The 13,569-nt window shown below is 68.0% G+C and carries 12 protein-coding genes; 10 read left to right on the top strand and 2 right to left on the bottom strand.

Annotated elements, in window-relative coordinates; translation table 11 throughout:
* Positions 1-41 precede the first annotated feature (41 nt).
* From ACQEUR_RS23675 to ACQEUR_RS23685, 3 genes are all read left to right on the top strand, one after another.
* Positions 42-569: a hypothetical protein gene (locus ACQEUR_RS23675; RefSeq protein WP_433035024.1), complete on the top strand. Its 528-nt coding sequence runs from the start codon at positions 42-44 to the stop codon at positions 567-569.
* A 377-nt stretch (positions 570-946) separates the two neighbouring features.
* A complete protein-coding gene (locus tag ACQEUR_RS23680; protein WP_433035057.1) occupies positions 947-1,474 on the top strand; it encodes an HAD domain-containing protein in 528 nt (175 codons plus the stop codon).
* Between the two features lie 323 nt (positions 1,475-1,797).
* On the top strand, positions 1,798-2,673 hold the full coding sequence (locus ACQEUR_RS23685; protein WP_433035027.1) for an endonuclease/exonuclease/phosphatase family protein: 876 nt from the start codon (positions 1,798-1,800) through the stop codon (positions 2,671-2,673).
* A 138-nt stretch (positions 2,674-2,811) separates the two neighbouring features.
* On the opposite strand, the gene ACQEUR_RS23690 is transcribed toward ACQEUR_RS23685, so the two are convergent.
* Entirely contained in the window at positions 2,812-4,647 is a 1,836-nt protein-coding gene (locus tag ACQEUR_RS23690; RefSeq protein ID WP_433035060.1) for a glycoside hydrolase family 15 protein, read from the bottom strand.
* 267 nt (positions 4,648-4,914) lie between these two features.
* Here ACQEUR_RS23690 and ACQEUR_RS23695 point away from each other — a divergent pair, with 267 nt between their 5' ends.
* Positions 4,915-5,649 carry a GNAT family N-acetyltransferase gene (locus ACQEUR_RS23695; protein WP_433035030.1) on the top strand — a complete coding sequence of 245 codons (735 nt, stop codon included), beginning with the start codon at positions 4,915-4,917 and terminating at the stop codon, positions 5,647-5,649.
* A gap of 147 nt (positions 5,650-5,796) precedes the next feature.
* Here the strand turns inward: ACQEUR_RS23695 and ACQEUR_RS23700 are convergent, their stop codons facing one another.
* A complete protein-coding gene (locus ACQEUR_RS23700) occupies positions 5,797-6,834 on the bottom strand; it encodes a hypothetical protein (protein WP_433035033.1) in 1,038 nt (345 codons plus the stop codon).
* Between the two features lie 60 nt (positions 6,835-6,894).
* Between ACQEUR_RS23700 and ACQEUR_RS23705 the strand changes: the two genes are divergently transcribed.
* The 6 genes from ACQEUR_RS23705 to ACQEUR_RS23730 all read left to right on the top strand — a co-directional run bounded on the left by ACQEUR_RS23705 (position 6,895) and on the right by ACQEUR_RS23730 (position 12,664).
* Positions 6,895-7,341: a DUF805 domain-containing protein gene (locus ACQEUR_RS23705; RefSeq protein ID WP_433035036.1), complete on the top strand. Its 447-nt coding sequence runs from the start codon at positions 6,895-6,897 to the stop codon at positions 7,339-7,341.
* 199 nt (positions 7,342-7,540) lie between these two features.
* Entirely contained in the window at positions 7,541-7,975 is a 435-nt protein-coding gene (locus ACQEUR_RS23710) for a VOC family protein (RefSeq protein WP_433035039.1), read from the top strand.
* Between the two features lie 129 nt (positions 7,976-8,104).
* Positions 8,105-8,899, top strand: coding sequence for an N-acetyltransferase family protein (locus ACQEUR_RS23715; protein ID WP_433035042.1), 795 nt, complete (start codon positions 8,105-8,107; stop codon positions 8,897-8,899).
* A gap of 645 nt (positions 8,900-9,544) precedes the next feature.
* On the top strand, positions 9,545-10,666 hold the full coding sequence (locus ACQEUR_RS23720; protein WP_433035045.1) for an ABC transporter substrate-binding protein: 1,122 nt from the start codon (positions 9,545-9,547) through the stop codon (positions 10,664-10,666).
* Positions 10,667-11,126: 460 nt separating this feature from the next.
* Positions 11,127-11,798, top strand: a complete 672-nt coding sequence (locus ACQEUR_RS23725) for a carbohydrate ABC transporter permease (RefSeq protein ID WP_433035048.1) — start codon at positions 11,127-11,129, stop codon at positions 11,796-11,798.
* Positions 11,798-12,664, top strand: a complete 867-nt coding sequence (locus ACQEUR_RS23730; protein WP_433035051.1) for a carbohydrate ABC transporter permease — start codon at positions 11,798-11,800, stop codon at positions 12,662-12,664. Before ACQEUR_RS23725 ends, ACQEUR_RS23730 begins: the two co-directional genes overlap by 1 nt.
* Positions 12,665-13,569 lie beyond the last annotated feature (905 nt).

Raw genomic sequence — 13,569 nt, forward strand, 5'->3', positions numbered from 1 at the left:
CGGTACTGCTCGATGAGCGTGCGCACCTTATTGTGTTGCCCATGATCGAGACCCCTGTCCGGACGACCCGCAATCGGCGCAGCAACAGGGTGTGCGTACTTGCCTGCATCAGCTTGGTGCTGTCGCTGATCGCTTGCGGTGTGGCCGGGCTGGTCTTCGTCAACAGGGAACTGGATCCGCTCCCGGTCCAGTCCGGCCCGCAGGTCGCCAGCGCCGCTCAGGTGGAAGCCATCGCTCACGTGACCCTGCCTCCCGGAACCGTGCTGCTGTCCGCCGTTTATAGCAACGGCTTGGAAACCCTGCTTTCGGCAAAGTTCCGCATGCCCCGGGCTGCGCTCGACGCCTTCATCGCCGAGGCAAATTTCACGGCGGCTCCCGCACCGGGGCTTCGGGCGGTCGACGCGAAAAACGACGTCGGTCGCGGCGACCTGTGGGACCCCGAAACCGCCAAGGTTGTCTCCGGCATCGTCGAGGAGCAACCCACCGCCGACGGCACGCGCCGATCGGTCCTGTTCAACCTCGACGCACCCGACGCGGTCACCGTGTACCTGTACTCCAACCGCAGCTAGAGTTCCGCGTGCATCCCCCTCTGCCGCTGGTCGAGCGGCACCAGAGCTGTCCCGCCATCGGGGATGCTTCCAGGTCGCGGCGGGTGAGAGCGGCGCGGAGTTGCAGCGCCTCGGCCGCCAGATTCTCACGACCGCGCACCCAGGTCTGCTACGTGGGCATGCGCGCCAACCCCAAGACCGCCCGACAGGACGACTGGTGCCGGCCTTTTGCTGGAGCGGGGCGCTGGCAGTGCCGTAAGCAAACCAAGGAGTACGGCACCAACAAGGTCGTCCAGGGCGGTCCTGTGAACGGTTGGCGGGCGCTCGACGTCCGGCCGCGCCGAGAAGAGTGCACGTACCCGGCGCGGCCCGGATCGGCTCCACGATACGGTTCGAGCGTGATACCCGGCCCCACCCACCGCCCCTTGATCTTCCTCGATGTAGACGGACCACTGATCCCGTTCAAAGCTCGGCCGGCAGGCCGGAGACGTTTCTTGAGCGGTGCCGTCACGCAGCCACCGGACAGGACTGGCAATCCTCTGCTCGATCGGCTCGACCCAGGTGACGGTCGCGGGCTGTTGGCCCTGGGATGCGAGTTGGTCTGGGCAACGACGTGGATGGCGGATGCGAACGAGGTCGTCTCGCCACGGCTCGGGCTTCCGGACCTGCCGGTCGTCGATTGGCCGGGCGGCGACGAGGATCCGGGGCACGGCCTGCACTGGAAGACTGTGTTCCTGACCCAGTGGGCAGCAGGACGATCGTTCGTCTGGCTTGACGACGAGACAACCGATGCCGATCAGCGATGGGTCGTGGCTCACCACCCGGCGCCGGCGCTGCTTCACCGTGTCAACCCATACACAGGCCTGACCGAGAAGGACTTTTCAGTCATCCGTCGATGGCTGGCGCAGGATCGCAACGCAGCTTGATCACCCACACGCTCATGCCGTCGAGCGAGCGCACTGGAACGCAGGAACTTCCCGTAGTCCTCCGTAGACGCCCGGCGCGGGCATCGACTCGACCCGGTACACGCCCGACGCGCGAGTCACTGAGGTCGCGGACGACTACCCGAGCACGAGGCACCAGCTCGCGCCGGGCCGGTACACCGCCCTCGTCGGAGGCTGGCCACCGGACTGAGCTGGCCGGCGCGAGTCTGTCGATCTTTCGTTCCCCGTTGTTCGGTGTCGCGTCGACCCGAACCGATAGCGTGCGGTGGCCGCCACCGACGGCGGTTTCGTGCGAAGGGAAGTCGATGCGTAAGACAACACACTGGTCGGCCCGCGCCCTGGGCGCTCTCGCGGGCGCGGTCGCGCTGGTGGCGGCCCTGCTGCCGGGCGCACCGGCGGCCGCGGCGAACGTGACCTTCCAGGCGGCGACGCTGAACATCTACCACGGGCTGAACCAGGGCGACTTCGTACACGACCTGAACCTCATCGCGTCCAAGGCCGACCTCGTCGGTCTCAACGAGGTCGGCAACCGCAAGGCTTTCCTGGAGACCTGGGCCGCCGACAACGGCTGGTGGTTGTACGCGCCGGGCGGGACCAACCAGGCCGGCGAGGCGCTGATCGCCAAGAGGAGCATGTTCGACGTACTCGACAAGGGCTCGATTTTCGTGTGTGACACCAACGGTCCGGGCGAGGTGCCGCCCGCGCGCTACAACAACTGGGTCAAGTACCGGCACAAGGCCAGTGGCCGCAACGTGACACACATCAACGCCCACGCGGTGGCCAGCATCGAAACCGCCGGCCGGCCGGAGGACCTGCCGCGCACCAGGTGCGCCGAGGCGCAGTTCCAGGGCCTCAAGGACCTGGCGGTCGACAAGCAGGCCCAGGGCCAGGTCATCGTCAGCGGTGACCTCAACGTCGACTTCAGCGCCGACCGCAGCTACGGGTACGCGAAGTTCCCGTGGCAGGTCTTCGAGGCCAACGAACTGCCGAACCTGCGCTCCAACTACAACCTCTACGGCGAGAAGGGCACCGGCACGCACGGCAACCGGCACATCGACTACGTCTACTTCTGGAAGCGGCTACCGGAGCACCAGCTCATGTGGATGACCGGCTACGACATCGTCGGCGGCACCAGGTCCGACCACAACGGTGTCGCCGCGACGTTCTCCATCCAGAACTGACCCGCTCACCGTCCACCGGCAACGAGTCCTGCTCCCGCATCGAGAGGGTCAGGCGGAACTCGTTGCCGGCGGGACCGAGCAACAAATCTCTGAAGCAGGGCTGGGCGGTGGCGACATGGCGGCCGTTCCGGTATCGGCTCAGCGGCGGGCGTCGAGCAGTTGGTCGAGGGTCACCGCGGCGCTGATCAGGGAGAGGTGGCTGAACGCCTGCGGGAAGTTGCCGGTCTGCTCGCCCGTCGGGGCGATCTCCTCCGAGTAGAGGCCGAGCGGGCTGCTGTAGGTGAGCATCTTGTCGAAGACCAGCGTGGCCTCGTCGAGACGGCCGGACTGTGCCAGGGCCCGGACGTACCAGAAGGTGCACATGGTGAAGGTGTTTTCCCTGCCGGGAAGGCCGTCGGGCGAGGCGGCCGGGTCGTATCGGTAGACGAGGCTGTCGGAGACGAGTTCCGCTTCTATGGCCGCCAGGGTTGACTGCCAGACCGGGTCGGTCGGCGCCACGAATCCCACCGCTGGCATGGCGAGCAGCGCCGCGTCCAGGACATCGGTGCCGTAGTGCTGCACGAAGGCGCGGCGTCCGGGGTGAAAGCCACGGTCCATGATCTGTTCGTAGATCTGGTTCCGGGTGTTCGCCCATCGGCTGGTGTCGCCCGGTCGCCCGCGCTCGTCCGCGAGGCGGACAGCGCGATCGAGGGCTACCCAGGACATCAGGCGCCCGAAGGTGTAGTTCTGACGTTCGCTGCGCGCCTCCCAGATCCCCTCCTCGGGCTGGTCCCAGTGCTCGCAGAGCCAGTCCACCATCCGTACCGTGTTCCGCCACTCCTGGTGTGAACTCATCAGGCCGTGACTGTCCGCGTATTGGAGAGCGTCAAGCGCCTCCCCGTAGATGTCGAGTTGCAGTTGGCGCGCCGCGCCGTTGCCCACCCGCACGGGTGCTGATCCCCGATACCCCTCAAGGTGGTGCAGCACCTCCTCGTCGAGCTCCGGTGAGCCGTCGACGCGGTACATGATCTGCAACGGCACGCCGCTCTCCTCGGCGTCCCTGATCCGGTCGTCCACCCACCGCCGGTACTGTGACGCCTCGTCGGTGAAGCCCAGGCTGAGCAGCGCGTGCACGGAGAACGACGCGTCGCGGATCCAGGTGTAGCGGTAGTCCCAGTTCCGTCTCCCCCCGATCTGCTCGGGCAGCCCGGCGGTGGGGGCGGCGATCACCGCGCCGGTCGGTGCGTACGTCATGAGCTTGAGCGTCATCGCCGACCGCTCGACCATCTCCCGCCAACGGCCGGTGTAACGGGAGCGGCCCATCCACTGCTTCCAGAAGTCGCGGGTCTGTACCAGCATGTCGCTCACTTCACCGGGCGAGTAAAGACGCGGTCGGTCAGGTGCCGCTCCGGTTTCCATTACCACGCCCGACTGCTCACCCTCACGCATCGCGAAGATCACACGCAGTCCCCCTTCCTCGGTTCGCTGGACTGGCCGCTCAGCGATCCGGGACTCCGGATATTGAACGCTGCTAATCCTGAAGGAGTACGCGTGGCTGCGGAAAACCTGCCCCTCGAGGTACATGTCGAGCTCGTGCGGATCCCGGCCGTAGTTGAAGCGGGGCTCGCATTCGAGACGGAATCGCATGACGCCCCGGACAACCCGCAGCATCCGCACCAGGCGGTGGCGGTCGGTGGGACGCTCCCCCGCGACGGGCATGAAATCGATGAGTTCTCCGACGCCGTCCGCGCTGAGAAAGCGGGTGATCAGGATCGGCGTGCCGGGCAGGTACAGCTGTTTGCTCACGTACTCGACGCCCTCCGGCGACACCCGAAAGTAGCCACCCTTGTGTCGGTCGAGCAGGCCGCCGAACAGACTGGGCGAGTCGAACCGAGGGGCGCAGAACCAGTCCAGCGTCCCGTCCGTCGCCACCAACGCCGCAGTCTGCAGGTCGCCGATCAGGCCATGGGCCTCCACCGGAGGGTACGAATCCACCAAACCACCCCACCTCGTCTGAGCGGCCGGATACCCGGAGCCCGACGCAACACACGGCGCAGCCGCCGACTTGGTTGATCCGCCGGCCGGGGACCGAACCGCCGACATCTTGCTGTGATAGCGGCTACCCTGAGTCCCGGACGATCGAGTCAGCTCGGATACCACGCCGCCGTGGCCGCGTCTCCGCCTGCGGCAGGCTGCGCCGGTCGGCAGGGGTGGCGCGGCCGGTCCCACGCTGGTCCAGCAGCGTCACGTTACGATCCGATCATGGTGGCCCTCGACCTGCTGCTCGCCGCTCATCGCGCGTACCTGCTCGGCTGGGATGTCGGCCGATCCGCTAGCCCTGACCTGGTCACGTACCGTAGCGACCTGCCGCACGCCCCCCTCAACGGCGTGCTGCGGGTCACCGGGCACGCCGTGCCGGACGCGCTCGCCGAGGCCCGCCACCGCCTGGACGGCGTACCCCGGATCTGGTGGGTCGGCCCGGACAGCGACGCCGAAACCGCCGAGGCGCTGCTCACGCTCGGCGCCGTCCAGGTCGCGCAGATGCCGATCATGGCCGCGCTGATCGACCAGGTGGCCACCACACCGGTGCCGGCCGGGCTGCACCTCGCCGAGGCCACCGACCTGCCCGAATTCGTCGCGGCGTACGCCCGGGTCTCCGGAATCGCCCCGGACAGCGTTCCCGCCGTGGTCGACCGGGAGCAGGCGTTCGCCGCCGACGGCACGGTGATCCGGCTGGCCGGCCGTCTGGACGACGGCCGGATCGTCGGGACGGCGACCGCCTGGCTGAGCCACGGCCTGCTCACCCTCTACTTCGTCGGCACCCAGCCGGAACACCGTCGCCGGGGCATCGGTTCCGCGTTGACGAGGGCCGCGCTTGACCTGGCCCGCCATCGAGGCGTACGCACGGTCGCCCTCACCGCAAGCGCCGCGGGCGAGCCGCTCTACCACGGCCTCGGTTTCCGTACCGTGGCGAGCTTCCGCCTGCTGTCGTTCTGATCCCGTCCCGTCCCCAGCCACGGGGGGCGTTCCACCGCTCGCCGCGCGGGTGGTTGCCGGCACCAGCGGCATGTTTGATGGGCGCGCACGATGGTGGAATCGGCCCGGGCGGTTTCCCGGTGTCGATCCCTCGCGACCAGAACGGGTTCAGCCGTTGAGTGTGCAGGAGGCGATGATGCCACGTGGGGTGACTCCGGAGGCGCCGAAGCCCATCGCACCCGCGGCCCAGACCTCGCGGGTGCCGGGAACGAGTTGTAGGTCGTTCACCCTGAATTGCCCGGTCGGGGAAGGAGCTTCGGATGTCGCAGGAGGCGGCGCGGGGTAGCCGATGACCCGCAGCGTGCCGTTGGGGGCACCGTGCTGGTACCCGCCCAGGACGAACCCACCCGCACCGTCCCCGGTCGCGGCCAGGTCGGGAAAGGGGTGAATATCGACCGTGTAGTCGGGGGCGCTCGGGGCCTTGCGCCACGTCGAGCCGTCCCAGTGCAGCACGATGATCGTGTGATGGCCGGTCGGATCGGTGGCGGCCGGGTTCTCGTCGTGATCGCCGAATGCCCACACGTTGTCCCCGGCGACGGCGACGACCTCGGTCAACTTGGCCATTTCGCGCGGTTTCGGCGTGGCTGAGCGGTGCTCGGGCGTGGGGAGCGCCTGCCAGGCTGTGCCGTCGAAACGCATAGCGCCTGGCTGCGATTGAGTGCGGCCGGTGGGATCGTCACGGTGGCCCACCGCCCACACGTTCCGCGGGTCGCTGGCCGACAGCGACGCCGCCGGATGCGGCAGGACGTACTCGGTCCAGCGGTGGCCGTCCCAGTGTCGGGTGACGGGGCGGCCGTGGCTGTGCCCGGAGTCGAGCACCCACACGTCGTCGGGCGCCAGGACGGCCACATCGGTAGCGGTGAAGTCGATCGGAATGGTGATCCATTGATGCCCGTCCCAGCGTCGCGCTGCCGGCGTCTCCGATGGCCCACCGTTGTCGCCGCCAGCGCCGAACAGGCCCGTGAACAGCCACACGTTGTCGGGGGCGGAGGCGGCCAGGTGGATGTTGAACAGACCCCGCGAGGTAGGTAGCGGCAGGGTGGCCCGCTGCCATGTGCCGCCGTGCCGCCGCAGGAGCACGTGTTCGGTGGACACCTGACCGACGGCCCAGCCCTCGTCCCTGGCCACCGGGGCGACGTCGAACAACGTCGCGTCACTGATGTCGGTGGCGTGCCTGGCCGTCGCCGGACGAGTAGCTTGTCCGGCATGGGTATCGGCGACGGTCGCCGTCAGGCCGGGCCCGGGTTCGCCGGGTTCATAGACCGCCTCGGGGAATCTCGTTCAGGGAGGACTCTCATCTGGTGCCTGGACTTTCGAGGACGGCTTCCTCGATGGCAGTTCTGGCTCTACATCGCCGCCTTCACGGGATACCTCGCCTTACTGAACATGTGGGCCGGCTACCTGGATGAGGAGACACCACGGCTGATCTGGGTTGCTGGCGCACCCGCGATCGTGGCGATGGTGCCGCTGGTGCCGCTCGCGATCCGCCGGTTGCACGACACCGGTCGGAACGGAGCGTGGCTACTGCTCTCGTTCTGCGCGGCGATCGGATTCATCATCGTGCTGGTTCTGCTGGCAATGCCGGGCCAGAAAGGGGCAAACCTGTACGGCGAGTGGATCCCGCGCGCTCGCGCGCACGATCCTCGGCGGTGAGGATCGCGGCGTTAAGCGACATCGGGCTCGACTCCCGACTACGCGACAGGACGCGGCTACCCGATGGTGGCGAGGAAGGCCCGTGCCCGCTCGGCACAGCACAGGAAATATCGCGTGTACCGGAAGTCGGAGACCCTGCTCCGCGACGGTGGGCGACCCGTGGGAGACGACGAGAAGACCCCGCCGGTATGGTGGACCGATGGCGCCGGTCAAGCAGATCCAGGTCACCTTCGACTGCGCAGAACCTGAGCGCCTCGCTCGCTTCTGGTGCGAGGTGTTGGGGTACGTCGTACCGCCGCCACCGGAGGGGTTTGCCACCTGGGACGACTTCGACCGGTCACTGCCGCCTGAGCGTCGGGGTTCAGGATTCGCATGCGGTGATCCCTCGGGTGTGGGCCCACGACTGTACTTCCAGCGCGTTCCCGAAGGCAAGGTCGTCAAGAATCGGGTGCATCTTGACGTGCGGGTCGGTACCGGGCTCGTGGGCGAAGAGCGCCTAGCCGCACTTGAGGCCGAATGCGCACGACTGGTCGCGCTCGGCGCGGTACGCGTGCGACTACTGCGTGCCGATGGCGTAAACGAGTCCTGCCTCGTCATGCAGGACATCGAGGGCAACGAGTTCGACCTCGACTGAGCGGCCGCGAGGGTGGCACCTTCGCGAGTCGATGGTGCAGTTCGTTCCTCCATCAGCCCCCGGTCCATAGATCTGGCCGCCGGCCCTGCCCGGTACCCCCGGTCGAGCGGTCCCGGCATGATGGAAGCCATGGCGAGCCAGGACACGGTGGAGGCCGAAGCACTACGACAACGCCTTGCCGAGCGAGCCTGGCGCTGGCCCCCTGTCGCCGAGCTCACCGTCCGCTACGGGGCCGGATTCGCCTATCTCGACGCGCTGCTCAGAAACGGCGACACACGCCCGCTGTGCCGCCTGCGCGACATCGGCAACCCTGACCGGTGGGGCGTCGCCCTCTACAGTGCCGACACCGGCCGCTACGAGGACACCGTCCTGCCGTCCGGTCACCCGGTCGGCACCCCCGAGGAAGCGCTCGACTGGTCCTGCGGCCGTCATCTCGGCGCCCCGGTCACCGCACGCCTCGCGCGCGGCGAGGACCTCGCCGCCGCGGTGGACGTCTGGCGCCAAGCCAATGTCGCCCGCGGTCGACCGCCCACCGAGCAGCGCATCGGCCGGGTACGAGACAAGCTCGCCGAACCCGAGGCCCTCGCCCTGGTGGCCTCGGTCGGTGATGAGGTGCTCGGCATGGCCTTGGCCGAACCGGGGCGCGATCAAGACGGCCACGGAGCGCGGCTGGCGGAGCTGTGTCACATCTCCATGGTTTTTGTCCACCCCGACCACTGGGGACGACGTCTGGGCCTGCTCCTCCTCGAAGGCATCACCAGACACGCCACCAGGCAGGGGTACGGACACCTCCAGGTCTGGACCGGCGAGAGCAACAGCCGGGCGCAACGCCTCTACCAACGTGCTGGCTTCACTCTCAGCGGACGCGTCCTCCTGCTCGACAGCGGAGAACCGGTCCTGCACTTCGTTCGCCCAGCTTTATAGACGAGGCTGTGCCGCAACCGGCAGCCCGGCCACGGCACACGCTGTGCACGGCCACCCGCCGACACTTTCCGGAACTTGTCCGAGACAAGACGTCATCGGCCTGGGTGACATCTCGGGAAACCGGTCGTCCGCCTGCTTCGCGGACGCGTCGGAACCAGTCGCTCGCGGGCGGGCACGGGCAGCGCGGCGTCGGTGGTAGACCACTTCACCTCGGCGGAGGACGTCGGCGCCAGCGTTCCGCACCGTAACGGTGACACTGGCGGTCGGCTTCGTCCGGCCCCTGGAAGTTTCAGGGAGGTGTCTTGTATTTTCCGGATCGGTCTGCGACTCTTTTGCCGTCGATAGCCGCTGATGTGACGTCTGATGGATGAGGCGACGGCCGCGAGTGGCTGGGACCCGGCCGCCGGACCGGCCCTGTCGACAGGAGGGGACGGCAACCCTCACGTCCACGGTGGACCACCGGGACCAGCGTTCCCGTTCGCCCAGAAGGAGCCTCGGCTGGGCGCACTCGGCAGGGAGGACAGGTTGATGAGGGCAGGGAAACTACTGGCTGTATCGGTAATCCTGGCGACGGGTGTGCTGGGAACGGCCGCCTGCGGTGCTGGGGACTCGGAGGGCGAGGGTAGTAGCGGCGGCAAGGTCACGATGAGCTTCTGGCACAACGCCTCGACCGGTCCCGGCAAGGCGTTCTGGGACAAGACCGTCGCCGACTTCGAGGCCGCCAACCCGAACGTGAAGATCGAGGTCCAGTCCATCCAGAACGAGGATCTGGACGGCAAGCTACAGACCGCTCTGAACTCCGGGGACGCCCCTGACGTGTTCATGCAGCGCGGCGGCGGCAAGATGGCCGCGATGGTCAAGGCCGGCCAGCTGATGGACATCACGGGCGGGATCACCGACGCGACCAGGAAGGCCGTTTCGGAGGGCTCGTTCAAGGCGCAGACGATCGACGGCAAGGTCTACGCGATGCCGGTGGCGGTGCTTCCCGGCGGCTTCTTCTACAGCAAGGACCTGTTCGCCAAGGCCGGCATCACCCAACCGCCGACCACCGTCGCCGAGTTGCAGGGCGCCGTCGAGAAGCTGAAGGCCGCCGGCACCCAGCCGATCGCCCTCGGGGCCAAGGATGCCTGGCCGGCCGCCTTCTACTACTACTTCTTCGCGTTGCGCGCGTGCAGCACCACCACCATCACCGAGACCGCCAAGAGCATGAGCTTCGACGACCCCTGCTGGCTCAAGGCCGGTCAGGACGTCCAGAACTTCGCCGCTTCGCAGCCGTTCAACAGCGGCTTCCTCACGACGTCGGCCCAGCAGGGCGCGGGAAGCTCGGCCGGTCTTATCGCCAACCACAAGGCGGCGATGGAACTCATGGGCGCTTGGAACCCCGGTGTCATCGGCTCGTTGACGCCGGACCAGAAGCCGCTGCCCGACCTGGACTGGTTCCCCTTCCCCAGCGTCGAGGGCGGCGCGGGTGAGCCCGGCGCCATCCTCGGCGGCGTCGAGGAAGCGCCGGCTTCCTCCTGCGCCAGCAGGCATCACCCAGGCGAGAGTGCACCGCCTTCCTCGGCGCCCATGGTGCAGACGAGCGTGCAGGAGGCCTACTACAAGGCCTTCCAGGCGCCGCCGGTGAACAGCGAGGCGCAGGGCGCGGTGACCGAGCCGCATCTGAGTCCGTGCTCACGGCCTACAACAAGGCCCCGTTCGTCTCGCAGTGGCTCGACACGGTCTACGGGCAGAAGGTCGGCAACGCCCTCAACATCGCTGTGGTGAATCTGCTGGCCGGTACGCAGGGCGGCCGGAGGACATCGTCGCGCGGTCAGGAGCCGCTCGCCAAGCGGCGGTCGCGTCCTTGTATCAACCTGTTCGGCCCCAGACCGCGAAGACGCGAACCCGCTCGTGCAGGACCAGTCGGTGGGTGTGACGACGGCCGGGGGTGGCGCGCCTGTCGTGCCGCCCCCGGCCGGGCGCCGTCGCCGGAAGGGCATCGGTTGGCCCGCCCGGCTGGAGATCGCGCTGATGACGGGGCCGACACTGATCGTGTTCCTGTCCTTCGTCATTCTCCACACGTCGCCGCTTGTTCCCTTCTCCGGCTTCTTCATTCTGGCAGGGGTTCGAGGCACGGCGCGAGTTCGTCGGCCTGGCGCGACTACGTGCTCGCCTTCAAGCCGGGCGTGCGTTCACCTCGGTGCGCCTGCAGCACGATCGCCGTGATCGTCGCCGCTGTCGACTGGTGATCCAGGGACCGGCCGCCGTCCTGCTCGCCCTGCTGCTGAACCGGAGGATGCGGGGGCAGACGCTCATCCGGGTCCTCGTGTTCATCCCCTACGTGATCTCCGAGGTGGTCGTCGGCACCGGCTGGAGCCTGATGCTCCAGGGCAACGGCGCCGTCAACGCCCTCCTCCAGAAGATCGGACTGGGTTGGCTGCAGAGCGACTGGCTCGCCGACCCCGACCGGGCGATCTGGACCCTCATGGGCATCCTCACCTGGAAGTACATCGGCTTCGCCGTCATCCTCTTCCTCGCCGCGTTGCAGGGCATCCCGGACGAGCTGATGGAGGCCGCGGCGATCGACGGGGCCTCCTACTGGCAGATCCAGCGCCGTATCACGCTGCCGCTGCTCGGGCCGACGATCCGGATCCCGGGCGGCATCATCGGCGATCGGTGCCACCGGCGACTGTTCGACCTCGTCTACATCATCTGGGGCCAGTACGTCGCATCGACGGCCGGAACGTCGACGATGGCCACGTACATGCTGGGCAACGGGCGCAACGCCGGAGAGTACGGCTACGGCAACGCCGTGGCGGTGGTCCTGTTCTTCATCTCGCTCATCGCGGCGCTGATCTATCAACGGTTCGTCCTCCGCCGCGACACCAGGGGCGCGATCACCGGAGGGAGTAACTGATGGCCGCGACTGCCGTAGCCGCGCGCAGGCCGATCCGGGCCAGCCGGAAAGCGGTGTGGGGAAGCCCGGCTGTGTACTTCGTCGCGCTGCTGCTCATCGGGGCGATGCTTGCCCCGGTCGTCTACATCGTCGTCGGCGGCTTCCGCACGAACGCACAGATCACCACCGACCCGGCGGGTTGGCCGGACCCGTGGCAGGCCGACAATTACCTCGGCGTGCTGACCGGCGGCGTGTTCTGGCGTCAGGTGCTCAACTCCACCATCGTCGCCGGCTGTACCACCGCCGGCGTGGTCACCCTCGGCCTCATGACGAGCTTCATCCTCGCGCGCTACCGGTTCCGGGGCCAGGGTGCGATGTACACGCTGTTCGCCGCCGGTCTGATGTTCCCGCTCACCGTGGCGATCACACCGCTGTACATCCTGGTCAGGACCCTCGGGCTGATGAACACGCTGCCCGGCGTGATCCTCCCGCAGATCGGGTTCGCCATCCCGATGACGATCATCATCCTGGTCCCCTTCGTGCGGGCCATCCCGGAGGAGATCCAGGAGGCGGCGTCGATCGACGGGTGCAGCCGACTGGGCTTCTTCTGGCGCATGGTGCTTCCGCTCTCCAAGCCGGGTGTCATCACCGTGGCCATCCTGACGTTCCTCACCAGCTGGAACAGCTACCTACTGCCGCTCTTCATCCTCAACAGGGAGGGAACCTTCACACTGCCCCTCGGGGTGCAGGCCTTCGCCTCCGAGTACTCGGTCGACACGGCCAAGGTGCTGGCGTTCACCTCCCTGTCGATGCTCCCGGCGTTGCTGTTCTTCAGCCTGTTCCAGCGTCGGATCGTGGGAGGGCTGACCGGAGCCGTGAAGGGTTGACCCCGCCCAGCGACAACGCGGCGGTACGACTCGGGTCGGCTCGCGCACCATGAACACGTCGACCGGATCCTCGGTCTCGACGGTGAACCCGTGCCGCTCGTACAGCCGCCGGGCCGCACTGCCGCGCAGCACGTTCAGCCGTACCAGCCTGCCAGCACGGTCGCACTGCTCCAACAGGCCACGCAGCACGGCCGCCCCGACGCCCCTGCCCCACGTGCGGGGCCAGGTAGAAGTGTTCCAGCCAGTGGGCGTGTTCGGCCGGCCGCAGCGACACGCAGCCGGCGAACGCGCCGCCCACCTCGATCACCCAGGTGTGCTCGGGCACGAACCCGGCCCGCAGCCGCTGCCGTACCCGCTGCGCGTCGTACCGCCCGAGCCGCTCCAGATCCGCCCGCAGCACCACGGCCCGCAGCTCGGCGACCGCCTCGACGTCCGCGACCGAGGCCGGCCGGGTCTTCCAGTCCGCCATGATCGCAAACTACAGCGCAGGATCTCCCCCGTTGTCGCTGGTCCGCCAGTGCCGCGAGCCCGGTCGAGCCACCTCACCTGACCCGATCCGGTCAACGGACCGGGTCAGGCATCCGCCCGTCCTGAGGCGACCGGTGGTGGTCAGCTCGGGCCCGTCGTAGCGGCGATGCCGGCCGTAAGCCAGTTGGCCAGGGCTGACGAGGCCGCTCCGCGGCACCGATCTCCGCCAGGAGGGCCGCCGCCAGGGCCGGAGATGATCGATATATGGTAGGCAGGTGAACGCCCATGTTAATCGATGCACCTTGGCGGCCGGAGGAATGAGGTACCCCGACGGGGACGAACTGTCACCCGAAACGGATGATCTGAACAGATGCTCGACTGTCCTGCCGTGTTTTACCGACCGTCCGGTAAGGAGAGGGTTTAGGCGATGATGAAGC

The sequence above is a fragment of the Plantactinospora sp. CA-290183 genome, from assembly GCF_050936375.1.
Taxonomy (GTDB): domain Bacteria; phylum Actinomycetota; class Actinomycetes; order Mycobacteriales; family Micromonosporaceae; genus Plantactinospora.

Excerpts from the sequence above, each read along its gene's own strand:
- ACQEUR_RS23685 (WP_433035027.1), top strand. The coding sequence starts at position 1,798 with ATGCGTAAGACAACACACTGGTCGGCCCGCGCCCTGGGCGCTCTCGCG.
- ACQEUR_RS23720 (WP_433035045.1), top strand. The coding sequence starts at position 9,545 with ATGAGCTTCTGGCACAACGCCTCGACCGGTCCCGGCAAGGCGTTCTGG.
- ACQEUR_RS23705 (WP_433035036.1), top strand. The coding sequence starts at position 6,895 with ATGGGTATCGGCGACGGTCGCCGTCAGGCCGGGCCCGGGTTCGCCGGG.
- ACQEUR_RS23715 (WP_433035042.1), top strand. The coding sequence starts at position 8,105 with ATGGCGAGCCAGGACACGGTGGAGGCCGAAGCACTACGACAACGCCTT.
- ACQEUR_RS23675 (WP_433035024.1), top strand. The coding sequence starts at position 42 with ATGATCGAGACCCCTGTCCGGACGACCCGCAATCGGCGCAGCAACAGG.
- ACQEUR_RS23695 (WP_433035030.1), top strand. The coding sequence starts at position 4,915 with ATGGTGGCCCTCGACCTGCTGCTCGCCGCTCATCGCGCGTACCTGCTC.
- ACQEUR_RS23710 (WP_433035039.1), top strand. The coding sequence starts at position 7,541 with ATGGCGCCGGTCAAGCAGATCCAGGTCACCTTCGACTGCGCAGAACCT.
- ACQEUR_RS23730 (WP_433035051.1), top strand. The coding sequence starts at position 11,798 with ATGGCCGCGACTGCCGTAGCCGCGCGCAGGCCGATCCGGGCCAGCCGG.